The sequence below is a fragment of the Bacillus sp. DTU_2020_1000418_1_SI_GHA_SEK_038 genome (assembly GCF_032341175.1).
Taxonomy (GTDB): domain Bacteria; phylum Bacillota; class Bacilli; order Bacillales; family Cytobacillaceae; genus Cytobacillus.
In genome coordinates this window covers 4,282,838-4,297,307 of record NZ_CP135435.1, presented here as the reverse complement: position 1 = coordinate 4,297,307, position 14,470 = coordinate 4,282,838, and the positions used below count along the sequence as shown (strand labels likewise).

11 protein-coding genes are annotated in these 14,470 nt (G+C 37.8%); 7 read left to right on the top strand and 4 right to left on the bottom strand.

The features are described 5' to 3' along the window. Positions 1-33: 33 nt before the first annotated feature. Positions 34-1,023: an ornithine cyclodeaminase family protein gene (locus RRV45_RS21250; protein WP_315666634.1), complete on the top strand. Its 990-nt coding sequence runs from the start codon at positions 34-36 to the stop codon at positions 1,021-1,023. 128 nt (positions 1,024-1,151) lie between these two features. Here the strand turns inward: RRV45_RS21250 and RRV45_RS21245 are convergent, their stop codons facing one another. Further along, the gene (locus RRV45_RS21245; protein WP_315666633.1) at positions 1,152-2,027 is read right to left on the bottom strand and encodes a LysR family transcriptional regulator; all 876 of its coding nucleotides are present in this window, start codon (positions 2,025-2,027) and stop codon (positions 1,152-1,154) included. Positions 2,028-2,184: 157 nt separating this feature from the next. Here RRV45_RS21245 and RRV45_RS21240 point away from each other — a divergent pair, with 157 nt between their 5' ends. Genes RRV45_RS21240 through RRV45_RS21225 form a run of 4 tightly spaced genes read left to right on the top strand, consistent with a single transcriptional unit; the run spans position 2,185 to position 6,415 of the window. Beyond that, the gene (locus RRV45_RS21240) at positions 2,185-3,345 is read left to right on the top strand and encodes a 2-methylaconitate cis-trans isomerase PrpF family protein (RefSeq protein ID WP_315666632.1); all 1,161 of its coding nucleotides are present in this window, start codon (positions 2,185-2,187) and stop codon (positions 3,343-3,345) included. Between the two features lie 46 nt (positions 3,346-3,391). After that, a complete protein-coding gene (locus RRV45_RS21235; RefSeq protein WP_315666631.1) occupies positions 3,392-4,375 on the top strand; it encodes a Bug family tripartite tricarboxylate transporter substrate binding protein in 984 nt (327 codons plus the stop codon). A gap of 42 nt (positions 4,376-4,417) precedes the next feature. Then, on the top strand, positions 4,418-4,888 hold the full coding sequence (locus RRV45_RS21230; protein WP_315666630.1) for a tripartite tricarboxylate transporter TctB family protein: 471 nt from the start codon (positions 4,418-4,420) through the stop codon (positions 4,886-4,888). Positions 4,889-4,903: 15 nt separating this feature from the next. Then, positions 4,904-6,415 carry a tripartite tricarboxylate transporter permease gene (locus tag RRV45_RS21225; RefSeq protein WP_315666629.1) on the top strand — a complete coding sequence of 504 codons (1,512 nt, stop codon included), beginning with the start codon at positions 4,904-4,906 and terminating at the stop codon, positions 6,413-6,415. Between the two features lie 444 nt (positions 6,416-6,859). Here RRV45_RS21225 and RRV45_RS21220 read toward each other — a convergent pair whose 3' ends face one another. Then, a complete protein-coding gene (locus RRV45_RS21220) occupies positions 6,860-8,350 on the bottom strand; it encodes a peptide MFS transporter (protein ID WP_315666628.1) in 1,491 nt (496 codons plus the stop codon). A 234-nt stretch (positions 8,351-8,584) separates the two neighbouring features. Then, a complete protein-coding gene (locus tag RRV45_RS21215) occupies positions 8,585-10,075 on the bottom strand; it encodes a peptide MFS transporter (protein ID WP_315666627.1) in 1,491 nt (496 codons plus the stop codon). A gap of 311 nt (positions 10,076-10,386) precedes the next feature. Between RRV45_RS21215 and RRV45_RS21210 the strand changes: the two genes are divergently transcribed. Beyond that, a complete protein-coding gene (locus tag RRV45_RS21210; RefSeq protein WP_315666626.1) occupies positions 10,387-10,872 on the top strand; it encodes a PaaI family thioesterase in 486 nt (161 codons plus the stop codon). Between the two features lie 36 nt (positions 10,873-10,908). Here the strand turns inward: RRV45_RS21210 and RRV45_RS21205 are convergent, their stop codons facing one another. Further along, entirely contained in the window at positions 10,909-12,333 is a 1,425-nt protein-coding gene (locus tag RRV45_RS21205) for a PAS domain S-box protein (protein WP_315666625.1), read from the bottom strand. 426 nt (positions 12,334-12,759) lie between these two features. On the opposite strand from RRV45_RS21205, the gene RRV45_RS21200 reads away from it, so the two are divergent. Next, complete coding sequence (locus RRV45_RS21200; protein WP_315666624.1) at positions 12,760-14,433, top strand: glycoside hydrolase family 13 protein; 1,674 nt, start codon at positions 12,760-12,762, stop codon at positions 14,431-14,433. Positions 14,434-14,470: the final 37 nt, after the last annotated feature.

The window sequence follows — 14,470 nt, the reverse complement described above, 5'->3', positions numbered from 1 at the left end:
ATGGTTCCTATTTTCAGAAAGAAGGTATTGATTTTGCTAGTTTTATCAGAAAAACAAATACGATCGATGTATACAATGAAGGATGCTATTCAGGACTTGGAACAGGCGTTACTGCATTACATAGAAGGGAAAATTCTTAGTCCGCACAGGACAGTTTTAGAATTCCCCGAAAAAAATGCATCGGCCCTCTATATGCCCAGTGCAATGGAGCCAATCGGAAAAACAGCTGTCAAGGTAGTCACCATTTTTCCAAACAATCCATCAGTAGGGAAAAAGACCACGCAGGGAGTTATTATTTTAAGTGACACCGACAATGGGGATCATCTGGCTTGTATGAATGCTTCTTATTTAACAAGGCTTCGTACGGGGGCGGTTAGCGGGATCGCAACGAAGTATCTGGCGAAGGAAACAGCATCAACAGTAGCAGTGATAGGTTGCGGCGGAATGGCAGAGGAGCAGCTTCAGGCTGTTCTGGAGGTTCGTGATATTAAGAAAGTCATGCTTTATAATCGAACGAAAGAAAGAGCACATGCATTTGCAGGTCGCATAGCAGATCTTAGTCCAGAGTATGAAGGAGAAATTACGATTATGGATGATGCAGATGAAGCTGTTTCGAAAGCAGAAATCGTTATTTGCAGCACGAGATCAGAAACTCCTGTTTTTTCAGGGGAAGCGCTGCAGCCTGGAACACATATTAATGGTGTTGGATCGTATCTCCCGCATATGCAAGAGGTAGACGTGCAAACTCTTCAAAAATGTTCAAAAATTGTTGCTGATACGATCGAAGGCGTAAAAGATGAGGCTGGTGACTTTATTATTCCAGCTAACAGAGGGGAATGGAGCTTTTCAGACCTTCATGGGGAAATTGGAGAGCTGGCAGCAGGGAGAATCTCTGGCAGGGAATCGGATGAGGAGATCACCTTTTTTAAATCAGTTGGGATTGCTTATTTTGATTTGGCTGTTGCATCGGCTGCCTATGAAAAGGCTATTAAACAGGGTGTGGGAAGTGAAGTAGATATATAAAGCAGGTAAGAAGAGTAGTTATAGATTTATAAAAGGCCTTTTCTTGTTTTCCAAGGGGAGGTCTTTTCTTGGTGTGAAAATCAACCAAAGGGCATAACTCCCCATCCATTTACTAATTATCTATCTCTTTATGAACTTCCTAGCTTAAAATCCCAATCCTTTAAAAAATCACAAAAGGCCTTTACTAAAACATTGTTTGAATATTCCTTTTTGTAAATTAACCATGTTTTTCTTTTAACATGTTGGCCATCTTTCGTTAAACAAGGAGTTTTATATAATTTTTCATCGCCTTCTAATAAAATATTAGGAAGAATTGCATAACCTAAACCATTTAGTACCATTTCTTTGCAGGTTTCCATATTATCTACTCTCATCGTAATTGTGGGAGGTGAAACATAATTTTCGGTCCACCAATTATCAATTAAAGTTTTTAAAGAGGTGTCTGTATTGTAATAAATTCGTGGTAACTTTGAAAGCTTTTTTAAATCAATCGGGGTCTTTGAAACTAAAAGTAAATTTTCTTCCATAAGCAATTGCTTTTCATGTGAAAAATTATAATTTCCTCGAAGAATGCCTAAGTGTGACTGATCCTTAAAAATAGCGTTAATTACTTCCTCACTCCATCCAGTATCCACATGAAACTCTACTAATGGATATTTTTCGCTAAACCTTCCTAGGATGGGTGGTAACTTATATCTTGAAAAGATGCTGGATGCACTAATTCTTAAAATTCCTTGTATATTATTTTCAAAATTCAGGACTTCTTCCTTAGCCTTTCTGAGCTCTTTAAGCATTTGCGCAGCGTACTCTGCTAGATATTCCCCTTGTGGTGTAAAGGAAACTCCTCGATGACCGCGGTAAACAATTTTTACCCCAAACTCATCCTCTATTCTTTGTAATCTATATGTAATAGCGGGTTGAGAGCTTCTTAATACCTCACTAGTTTTCGTAATATTTTTATACTCAAATAAAGTAGTAAGTAAATGCCAATCCAGATGATCCATAATTTCTCCTCCATTTAAGAGTAGATACATAAGAAATTTCTATAGGAATAAAAAAAATTTATCGGTTATTATAAAAAACCAATATTTTATTTATTTCTTAATATTTAATATACTCTGATTATACCATGGTATCAATATTTATTAAGAGGTGTACCCGGTGAACATTCACGGTAAATTATACAAGTTGCCAAGCGTTTTAATGAGGGGAGGTACGAGCAAAGGATTAATACTAAAGGATGTCGATTTACCAAAAGATCCGGAAGAAAGAGATCTAGTTATAACAAAAATTTATGGGAGTTCTAAAAATGGTCAAATAGATGGCGTTGGTGGAGGAACCCCTTTAACAAGTAAAGTAGCCATTGTTGGAGTTACAGATAAGCTAGGTTGTGACATTTATTATACTTTTGGTCAGGTGAGTACAAACAGCCAAAATATTGACTATAACGTTACTTGCGGAAATATGGCATCTGCTGTGGGATTGTTTGCTGTTGAAGAAGGATTAGTAAAAATAACTGAAGGCCATACAACCGTTAAAATTTATAATACAAATACAATGCGTGTTATGGAAGTTGAAATCCCTGTTTTTAATGGGCAAATCGTATATGATGGTGATTTCTCTATTTCAGGGGTATCTGGAACTGGTTCTTGTATTATGGTAAACTTTCTCGACTTTGGTGGAGCCTTTACAGGTAAATTATTTCCAACAGGAAATATTGTCGATTTAATAGATTTAGGGGATAATAAGGAAATCGAAGTTACCATTATTGATGTGGGGAATATACTGGTCTTCATTAAGGCATCTGATTTAGGCTTAATGGGAACTGAACTTTCGGGTGAGATAAATAACAAAGTGAATAGGCGGAATATTGAAAATATACGTGTGAAATGTGGAAAACTTATTGGCCTCTTTCATGAAGGGGAAACAATAACCCCTGAAACACATGCATTGCCTAAGATAGTGATTGTTTCACAGGCACAAGATTTTACAGATGAAAATGGAGAACTCGTTAAAAAAGAGAAAATTGACATTGTAGGAAGATATATTGCAATGGGTACTTTGCACCGTGCTTTTGCGGTAAGTGGAGCGATTGGTTTAGGAACTGCCTGCAATATACCTGGGACTATCCCAAATTCATTAATTTCAACCAATCATACAAATCAGATTACAATTGGACACCCAACTGGGACAATTCTAGTAAATGTTAATATAGAAAAAAACAATTCATCTTTTAAGCTAGTTAAAGGTGGAATTGGCCGAACAGCTAGAAGGATTATGGAAGGGAATTCATATGTACCCATTGAGTTAATGGGGAAATAATTATCAAATATTTTTAAAGCGTTTACAAAGGAGGAGAATTTTTATAATGAGAAAAGTACTGCTTACTTTTGTTATCATCATTAGCTTAATATTATCCGCATGTAGTTCCAAGGAATCTGGTTCGGTCAGTACAGACTATCCAAAACGCCCAATTGAGCTTGTCGTGCCATTTGGTGAGGGAAGTGCGAGTGACACCTTTGCTAGAAAATTTGCGGAGATTATGTCTAAAAACATGGCAAAGCCTTTTCAGCCAGTAAATAAAGATGGTAGTGGTGGATTAGTTGGTATGGTTTATGCTCATGGACAATCGAATGACGGGTATACAGTGTTGGAAGTAACGCCTTCACATGTTATTGCGGATGTTCTAGAAAAAGGAAAGAATCTAAAGTTTCTTGAAGAATTTGAGCCCCTAGCTCGAATTCAAGAAGATATCTATGTTTTATCAGTACCAGCAAATAGTGAGATTGATAGTTTTGACAAACTATTAGAAATTGGCAAGGAAAAAGAGGTTACATTTGCAGGGGTTAGTCCGGGTGGTCTAGATGATTTAACATTGAGTGCACTAGCAGATGCTACGGGATTAAAGGTAAAATTCATTCCTTATGGATCAGGCTCTGAAGTAAAGGCTGCTGTTCTTGGTGGGGAAGTAGATGTTTATCTAGACAAACTCATTAACACCGTTAGTTATATTAAAGATGGAAAGGTAAGACCTATTATTGTTTTAAATGATGAGCGAATTACGCAAATTGATGAATTAAAGGATACACCATCAACTGTTGAAAAAGGATTCGACATTACTATTGGTTCTTGGAGAGGCTTTGTTGTCAAAAAGGACACACCGCAGGAAGTTAAAGACTATCTAATAGACCAAATGAAAAAGGCATATGAAACGGAAGAGTACCAGAAATTTAACGAGGAATCTTTGACAAATATCCGCGATGGATTTTTAGGTCCTGAGGACTTTAAAGCTTCCATGTTAGAAGACTTTGAGATGTTTGATAAAGTAGCGAAACAAATTGGGCTTAAATAAATATTGGCGGCATTTTAGCCGCCTTTTTTTGGAGGTTTTCATATGGGTGAAGTTATTTTTCATGTTGTTCTTATAGTTATAATGGGACTTTTCGGGAAAGAGTCCTTCGCTATTTCAACAGGACGATCTGCTGACCCTATTGGCCCGGCGGGATTTCCACAAGTATTAATAGGAATCATCTTAATATTACTTCTTATTTCCTTATTTAATTCAATTAGAAAAATGAAAGCAGGGGAAGGAAAAGAAGCACTGAATATCAATGTGGCCTACTTCGGCCTAATAATTGGGATTGTAGTATTTATTGTATTAAATGATTTTATTAGTTTTACTCTTGCTTCTATTGCATTTTGTTTCCTGTTATTTTATTTACTAGGGCAAAAAAAGTATTTAAAAATGTCTATTAATTCAATTATTATCGCAGGGGCATTTACGCTAATATTTGGAAAAGTCTTGTCAGTTCCACTGCCAAGAGGAATTGGTTTTATTAAAGAACTTAGTTATTTCTTATATTGATAAGGGGGGAGAATAATGGATTTACAACTATTAGTGGAAGGCTTATTAACAACATTGACTCCCGGTAATTTAGCTCTAGTATTTGCAGGGATGCTAATAGGGGTGTTCTTCGGATCGTTGCCTGGAATTAGCTCCTCAATGGGAATTGTCCTAATGTTACCTTTTACATACTATATGGGGATACTTCCTTCGATTATTTTACTAGTTGCTCTTTATGCAGGGTCGGCCTATGGGGGGTCCATTACAGCCATTTTGTTTAATACACCAGGGACACCTGAAGCTGTTGCTACAACTTTTGATGGCTATCCAATGGCGAAGCAGGGGAAAGCAGGCAGAGCACTGAGTCTTGCCATTAGTGCATCTGCGTTTGGGGGAATATTCTCTGTTTTAATTATGTTATTTTTGGCTCCTCCACTATCTAGTGTTGCTTTAAAAATTCAAAGTGCTGAATATTTCGCATTAACTGTCTTAGGGTTAATGGTCATTTCATCTATTGGTACGAAATCACCTGTTAAAGCAATCACCTCCGGTTTGATTGGTATTATGATAGCTATGATAGGAATGGACCCTATTGTAGGGGCAGACCGCTTTACTTTCGGTAATATTGAGCTCATGAATGGTCTAGAAATGATTCCTATTATGATTGGTGCTTTTGCTTTAGCAGAGGTATTAAATCAAGTTACAGAACGGCAAGTAAATTTAGATATGACTAAGAAGGTTTCTCTTGAAACAATTAAGCTTTACGAACTAATTAAGCATAAATGGGTTCTATTAAAATCAGCTGTAATTGGGACCGTTATTGGTATTCTTCCTGGAACAGGGGGTTCTATCGCTTCAATTGTAAGTTACGGTGAGGCAATGCGTTCAAGTAAGAACAAAGAAAACTTTGGACAAGGGGAAGAGGAAGGGATCCTTGCACCAGAAACAGCTAATAATGCTGCAGCTGGAGGCGCAATGATTCCTACGCTTGTATTGGGTATCCCTGGAAGTCCTACAACAGCAATTATTTTGGCAGCACTTGCTCTTCAAGGATTACAGCCAGGACCACAGCTAATGACTGACCAGCCATTAATGCTTTATTGTATTTTCTTCTCCATGTTAATTGCTAGTGTCGCTGTATTTATTGGTGGGCGTTTAGGAGTAAAGGCATTTGCTGCTATTTTAAAACTACCGTATTCAGTTTTAGGCACCTTAATTGTTTTATTATCTATGGTTGGATCGTACGCCGTAGGAAATTCGATGTTTAATGTTTGGATTATGTTACTTTTCGGGGTTTTTGGCTACTTTATGAAAAAGTATCATTTTTCACCGGCATCAATGGTTTTAGGACTTGTTTTAGGTCCAATGATGGAGGAAAACTTCAGAAGACATTTGTTAGTTACTAGTGGAGACTATTTATCATTCATCACTCAACCAATCTCAGGGGTTATTCTATTATTCTCTGCTTTGACCCTGTTATATCCAGTAATTGCAAAATTCATTAACAAGAGAAAACCAGTAACACCCGATGAAAAAAAGGCAGTATAAATTAGTTTGCTCACTAATATCAGAACACTCTAATGTTTCTGATATTAGTTTTTTTATTTTTTATAAGATACATCTAATGAGTTCTGCCTCACGGATATAAAAACAGAGGTAAAAAACAAAGCGGGTTTTAGGAAGCAAAGTAGAAATATAAGAAGATAGTTTATAAGGATTTGAAAAAATCAATAGTGTTGATATGAAAAGGGGCATCCAATAGTCGAAAAATCGACTTATTAGATGCCCCTTGCACTTTTTCCTATTTTTAGCGGACAGAGAATCCCTTATTTCCATAAAGTTCGCAACTTTATCGAATGAATCGGACACAGGATCCACTAATGAATGAAATCTATAAGAAAATAGCTTTATTTTCGCCCATTAGCGGAACCTAAGTCCATAAACTTTAAAAAAACAAGCAATTCAGATAAATAGCGGAACCAGGGTCCTTTTTTAACGAATCCCCTTCATAAAGCTCTGAATTTTCGGAGATAACATAAAAAGGATGATGGAGAGCACGATGGAGGCCCCGCCAATGACGCCAAAGTAAAGCATTTCCGTTTCTTGTGAATAGAACTTAACGACTTGTGCATTAATGGCTCCTGCAGCAGCAGTTGATAAAAACCATAGGCTCATCGTCTGTGCTGAGAAGGCAGCAGGTGCTAATTTCGTTGTAGCTGAAAGTCCTACAGGTGATAAGCATAGCTCGCCAAGAGAGACAATTAAATAGCTTAGTGCAAGCCAAATTGGACTAACTAGCGAATCTCCGCCACTCAAATACCCTGGCAATAGAATGACGATAAAGGATAATCCCGCTAATAATAGAGCGATTGAAAACTTTTGCGGAATGGTTGGCTGGCGCTTCCCTAACTTTATCCAAAGCCAAGCAAATACAGGTGCAAAGATGATAATAAATAATGCAGGCAGAGATTGGAACCAAGCAGGTGAAATATGAATGCCTGCAAAATCTAATTGTGTACGCTTATCTGCATAGTTTGCGAGAATAGTAGCCCCTTGATCATAAATAACCCAGAACATGACAGAAGCAATAAAAAGCGGAATATAGGCAATGACTCGAGAACGTTCCACATCCGTTGTTTTTTTACTGCGGTACATCACAATGAAATATAAAGTTGGTATTAAAATACCAAGAACACCAATGAACGCAATAAATACATCGAATGTTAAATATCCTGCTGGAATGGCCGCTGCGCATATAACAGCGATTACAATAATAGATAAACTAAAAATCTTAAAAACTTTTTTCTTTTCTTCTGGTGATAGTGGGTTAGGAACGATTGTTCCTGCAAGTCCAAGATTTTTTTTCTTAGTAAAAATAAAAACGAGTAGTCCTAAGAACATCCCAATAGCAGCAAAACCGAATCCTAGATGGAAACTATACCCCATAGCACTGCCCGTAATTAATGGAGCAAGGAATGCGCCAAGGTTAATCCCCATATAGAAAATACTGAAACCGGAATCGCGTCGATCATCATTTTCGCTATACATGTCACCGACAATACTCGAAACATTCGGTTTCAATAACCCTGTACCAAGAACAATCAACACCATAGATATAAAGAACAATGTTGTATTTCCGGGTATAGCTAAAGCAATATGGCCAAACATAATTAAGATCCCGCCGTAAAATACAGCTTTAGATGTCCCGAATAGCCGATCGGCCATCCAGCCGCCGATTATTCCCGACATATAAACGAGTGCACCGTAAATCGACATAATCGATAGCGCTAATGACTGATCTAATCCTAAACCGCCCTTTGACACTTCATAGTACATATAGAAGACAAGAATAGCTCTCATACCGTAATAGGAGAATCTCTCCCAAAACTCTGTAAAGAAAAGGGTAAATAATCCCTTAGGATGGCCGAAAAAACCTTTTTGGGGAACGCTTTCATAAACCTTCTTCATATTTAATTTAGACATAAGACTACCTCCTTATTATTCTATAATACTTTTGAAAGTTTTGAATTGTCAAAAGGAAATTTCCTAAGAATGCATATAAATAATTTTTAGTGTTGGTAATACAGTGTTTGTCTGACAGAGTTGTAATATTGCTGTTTTTCAGAATAGTTTATATATTCTGTTAGAATAATATATAAAAAAAGAAACAAGGAAGTCCTTGTTTCTTTTTAAGGCATATAAGAGACGAAATATCTATTAATGAACACCCTTCATAAAGCCTTGAATCTTTGGCGATAAAGCAAAAAGAATGATGGAAAGCACGATGGATGCGCCACCAATGACACCAAAGTAAGTCATTTCTGTTGCAGGTGTGTAGAATTTAACGATTTGTGCATTGATTGCCTGAGCAGCTGCGTTTGATAGGAACCATAGGCTCATCGTTTGTGCTGAGAAGGCTGCAGGCGCTAATTTAGTCGTAGCTGATAGACCAACTGGTGATAAACATAATTCACCAAGCACAACGATAAAATAGCTAAGAACGAGCCATAGTGGATTAACCAATGAATCGGAACCGCCAAAGTAAGCAGGCAGCAGGATCACAAGGAATGATAAGCCCGCGAACAATAGACCGAGTGAGAATTTTTTTGGAATAGATGGCTGGCGTTTTCCTAACTTCACCCACATCCACGCAAAAACTGGTGCTAAGAAAATAATAAATAATGGGTTCAATGATTGGAACCAAGCAGGTGAAATATGAATGCCTGCAAAGTCTAGCTGTGTTCGTTTATCTGCATAGTTAGCTAAAATCGTTGACCCTTGCTCTTGAATCGCCCAGAACATAACAGAAGCAATGAAAAGCGGGATATAAGCGATGAGACGTGAACGTTCAACATCCGTTGTTTTCTTGCTGCGATACATCGCAATGAAATAAGCTGTTGGGAGTAAAATACCTAATATCCCTACAAGTGCAATAAAGCTATCAAAGGTTAAAAGCCCATTTGGGATGGCAATCGCAACTAGCACAGCAATAATAACGGCAGCTAGTCCAAATCTTGTGAATACCTTCTTCTTTTCATCTGGTGAAAGCGGGTTGTGAACAATCGTTCCAGCAAGACCAAGATTTTTTTTCTTAGTAAAAATAAATACTAATAATCCTAAAAACATTCCGACAGCAGCAATTCCAAATCCTAAATGGAAGCTATATTTCATCACACTTCCAACAATTAGTGGAGAGATAAATCCTCCAAGGTTAATACTCATATAGAAAATACTAAAGCCTGCATCACGGCGATTATCTTCTTCGCTATAGATTTCACCGACCACACTTGAAACGTTTGGCTTCAATAATCCTGTACCAAGTACAATGAGAACCATGGAAATAAAGAATAAAGTAATACTGCCTGGTACAGCTAAGGCGATATGACCAAGCATAATTAGTACTCCGCCATAGAATACACCATTAGACGTTCCGAAAACTCGGTCTGCTAGCCAGCCTCCGATAATTCCAGACATGTATACGAGTGAACCATATATGGACATAATGGCGAGGGCTGTAGGTTCATCAATCCCTAAACCGCCTTTAGAAACCTCATAATACATATAAAAAACAAGGATTGCTCTCATTCCATAATAAGAGAAACGCTCCCAGAATTCAGTAAAGAATAGAGTGAGCAGTCCCTTTGGATGACCAAAGAATCCTTTTTGGGGGACGCTTTCAACAATCTTTCTTTTATCAAAACTGGACATAAAAAAACCTCCTTATGTTATACCATAATACTTTTTAGAAATTAAAACTGTCAAAAACAATTTTTTGTAAAATGAGGAAACTCAAATGAAAATCGCATAAAATCAATCAATTCCAAAGTTTATTTAGAATAAAAAAGTTTTTTTAAAATAATAAATGAATTCTGACGGAACTGAGGTATTTTAAGAAGATTGTTAAAAGTTGAGCAAGCTCGCGCTCATTCCCAGAATTAGATATTCCTACAGCAATGAATTGTAAGCGCTTCCTTGATATTGCCTTATACTATATAATATTGTGAAAAGGGGGAGAAGGAATGGAAGATAATGTACTTCAAGCAGTTCAAGATATTTATCCGGATGACTTTGCCTGGTGTTATGGCTGTGGCCGCTTAAACGAGAACGGCCACCATTTTAGAACGGGCTGGCTAGGGGAAAAGACAGTAACAGTGTATTCACCTGAAGAAGAACATACTGCCATTCCGGGGTTTGTTTATGGAGGTTTAATTGCATCCCTCATTGACTGTCACGGAACAGGATCTGCCGCATTGGCTTTGCACCGTAAAAATGGCCATGAGGTTGGAGATGGAGCGGAGCCGCCGCGATTTGTAACGGGCTCCTTAAAGGTTGATTTTCTTAAACCGACCCCTCAAGGCATCCCGTTAAAAGCAATAGGGACTGTAACAGAAATACATCCGAAAAAGTGGAAGGTTGACATCGAAGTGTTTGCAAATGATACTGTATGTGCTCGCGGTGAAGTTGTCGCAGTTGTTATGCCCAGCACTTTTGCCAAAACGGAATAAATAAACGAAGCAGGAGGGGGAGACCTCCTGCTTTAATTATCTAGTATACGGCAATAGGATTTTGACGAGGGTTCCTTTGGGTGAACTCTCGATCATTATTTCTCCTTTATGTTCAGAGATTATATTTTTGCAGATCATTAAGCCTAGCCCCGTTCCCTTCTTCTTCGTTGTAAAAAATGGCTCCCCGACTCGTGTAAGTAAATGTTCGGGGATACCTGACCCCTCATCGGTGATCTGAATCATAATCCAGTCTGGATCCTGCTTTCGAATATCAATATGTATGGTGCCGCCCTGGGACATGGCCTCAATTGCATTTTTGAGAAAATTGATAAACACTTGCTTTAATTTGTTTTCATCACAATTAATAGCGGGCAGATGTTGTTCAATATTCTTTATGATTTGGATGTTATTTAAATTCGTTTGGGTTTCTAATAAGGTGAGGACATGGTTTAGTACAACCCCAATATTCTTCTGAACAAATTTTGATTCTTGGGGCTTAGCCAGCCATAATAGCTCATTTAGAATGGTTTCAATTCGATTAATTTCTGAGTGGATGACATCGAAGTATATTTTATTTTTCTTTAAATCGCCTTCCATCATTTGAAAGAAGCCTTTAATAGCTGTTAGAGGATTTCTGACCTCATGTGCAATTCCGGCCGCCAATTGGCCAGCGATTGTGAGCTTTTCGGAATTAATCATTAGTTCCTGGGTTTTTTGTCTTTCACTGATATCGCGCATAATCATATGGACTGCCTGGTTATTTTCATAGATCGTTGGAATTGTTTTTAGTTCAACATGTATGATCTTTCCATCCATGCGAATGAATTTCTTTTCAAAAGGGCCAACAGAATGAATATGCAGATTACGCTTTTTAAAACGCTCATGGTCCTGAAATAACATAAAGTCATAAATGGATCTCCCGATAATACTTTCTTTATGCTGCAGTCCAAGCATCTCGATCCCTGTTGAATTAATAAACATACATTTTTCATCTTTTAATATAATAACGCCATCAGGTGATTCCTCCACTAAGCGGTGATATCTGCCCTCACTTTCACGCAGCTTTTCTTCGGCTAACTTTCGGGCAGAGATATTCTGAATCTGACTGATATAGAATAGAGGGCTGCCGTCCTTATCCCTCACTAATGAAACACTCATTATAGCCCAAATATAATGTTGGTTCTTATGGATATAACGTCTTTCTATTTGATAGGAATTTCTTTTCCCTTCGGAAAGGACTCGAACAATATGATGATCTATTTCAGCTTCCTCTGGAGGAAGGATGTCCAAAATATTTAATTGTAAAAATTCATTTTCTTCATAACCCAAACTGTCACATAAAGACTGATTCACTTTTACTATTTTTCCATCCAATGAAATGAGTGCCATTCCTATTCCTGCATGTTCAAAGGCATGGATGAATAATAACTGATTATCTAAATTAATTTGATTCATCATCATGAATACTCCTTAATAATGATTTATTCATTCCTTCAATAGTTACAGGATTTTATGTAGGTAATGAAAGGATTAGGAAGATGAAACTCTTGGTTGCATTCATTTGCTTTTTAGTACAAAAGCCACACAACAATATAATACCATTTTTTACAAGGGAATCATATAAATGCCACTATTCCTTTTCTATGCTAAGAATTTAATGATCCTTTATACGTATAGGAAAATCATAAACCCAGATCTTTTCAATAAAATAGGTAAGGAGATTTTTATTTTAAAAATATATACCAATACGCCAGGAAAGTGGCGTTAAGGAGAATCTAAACCGCACCTCTTTAGATCATAGCTTAAATCAAAGAATAAAAGGTTAAGAAGGGGTTACAGTTATCTAACTCTCTTGGTTAAACTAATGGAAAGAGAGGGTGCTACAGCATGAACGAATGGTGGAAGGAAGCAGTTGTCTATCAAATTTATCCGCGGAGCTTCCAGGATTCGAATGGTGATGGGATTGGCGATCTGCAGGGGACCATACAAAAACTTGACTATATCCAGCAATTAGGTGTGGATGCCGTATGGATATGTCCGATGTTTAAATCGCCAAATGATGATAATGGCTATGATATTTCAGATTATCAGGATATTATGGAAGACTTCGGGACAATGAGTGATTTTGATCAGCTTCTGGAAGAGGTACACACACGAGGCATGAAGTTAATCATTGATCTTGTTCTCAATCATACAAGTGATGAACATCCTTGGTTTATTGAATCTAGGTTCTCAAAAAGTCATCCGAAGAGAGATTGGTATATTTGGCGTGATGGAAAAAATGGGCGTGAGCCGAATAACTGGGAAAGTGTTTTTGGCGGTTCGGCGTGGGAATATGATGATAAGACAAAGCAATACTATCTCCACCTATTTTCAGTTAAGCAGCCAGATTTAAACTGGGAGAATAGGGAAGTTCGCGAAGCACTGTATGAAATCGTTAATTGGTGGATTCAGAAGGGGATTGATGGCTTTCGGATTGATGCGATTAGCCATATTAAAAAGCGAGCGGGTCTACCCAATTTGCCTAATCCAAAGAAATTAAAGTATGTCCCGTCTTTCCCGATGCATTTGAATCAAAAGGGGATTCATGCGTTTTTGAAGGAGTTTAAGGAGCGGACTTATGGAAAATGGGATGTGATGACAGTTGGGGAAGCAAACGGAGTGACGGTTGGGGATGCGGGGGAATGGGTAGGATCAAAGCAGGGCGTCATGGATATGGTTTTTCAATTTGAGCATCTTGGACTTTGGGACCCGGAAGAAAAGGATGCAAAGCTTGATATTGTTGAATTGAAAAAGGTACTGACGAAATGGCAAAAGAGTTTAGAGAAGGATGGATGGAATGCGTTGTTTATTGAAAACCATGATAAACCGCGTGTGGTTTCAACCTGGGGGGATGACCGGAAATACTGGCGTGAAAGTGCGACAGCCTTTGGAGCAATGTATTTCTTCATGAAAGGGACGCCATTTATTTATCAAGGGCAGGAAATCGGCATGACGAATGTTTGTTTTTCTTCCATTGATGATTATGATGATGTGGCAACGAAAAACCTCTATAAAAAGAAGCAAAGTGAGGGATTCAGTCACCTGGAAATCATGAAGCTCATTTGGGCCTCCTCGCGTGATAATAGCCGCACACCGATGCAGTGGTCAGCGGGTGACAATGCCGGATTTAGCATTGTACAGCCATGGATGAAGGTTAATCCAAATTATAAAGATTTGAATGTAGAGACGCAGCTGCGGGATGAAGGGTCGGTTCTTTCTTTTTATAGAAAAATGATTCGGTTGAAGAAACAGAATGATGTGTTTAGTTATGGTCAGTATGACTTAATCTTAGAGGAGAATAAGCAAGTTTTTGCCTATACACGGACGTATAAGGATAAAAAAGCGGTGGTTCTCACAAATTTGTCAGATCAGCAGGCGAATTTTCAGATTGATAAATGGATTCTGGGATCGGATCAGCTTCTTTTGCAAAATTATTCAGTGGAAAATCACGGCCCGCAATACTTGTTTTCCTTTAAACCATATGAAGCGCGCGTGTATTTGGTTTGTTCCGTTTCTTGAGGCGAAAGTGATAAAATAGAGGAAAAACTTCCGTAAG

Excerpts from the sequence above, each read along its gene's own strand:
- RRV45_RS21210 (WP_315666626.1), top strand. The coding sequence starts at position 10,387 with ATGGAAGATAATGTACTTCAAGCAGTTCAAGATATTTATCCGGATGAC.
- RRV45_RS21215 (WP_315666627.1), bottom strand. The coding sequence starts at position 10,075 with ATGTCCAGTTTTGATAAAAGAAAGATTGTTGAAAGCGTCCCCCAAAAA.
- RRV45_RS21235 (WP_315666631.1), top strand. The coding sequence starts at position 3,392 with ATGAGAAAAGTACTGCTTACTTTTGTTATCATCATTAGCTTAATATTA.
- RRV45_RS21220 (WP_315666628.1), bottom strand. The coding sequence starts at position 8,350 with ATGTCTAAATTAAATATGAAGAAGGTTTATGAAAGCGTTCCCCAAAAA.
- RRV45_RS21200 (WP_315666624.1), top strand. The coding sequence starts at position 12,760 with ATGAACGAATGGTGGAAGGAAGCAGTTGTCTATCAAATTTATCCGCGG.
- RRV45_RS21205 (WP_315666625.1), bottom strand. The coding sequence starts at position 12,333 with ATGATGATGAATCAAATTAATTTAGATAATCAGTTATTATTCATCCAT.
- RRV45_RS21245 (WP_315666633.1), bottom strand. The coding sequence starts at position 2,027 with ATGGATCATCTGGATTGGCATTTACTTACTACTTTATTTGAGTATAAA.
- RRV45_RS21230 (WP_315666630.1), top strand. The coding sequence starts at position 4,418 with ATGGGTGAAGTTATTTTTCATGTTGTTCTTATAGTTATAATGGGACTT.
- RRV45_RS21225 (WP_315666629.1), top strand. The coding sequence starts at position 4,904 with ATGGATTTACAACTATTAGTGGAAGGCTTATTAACAACATTGACTCCC.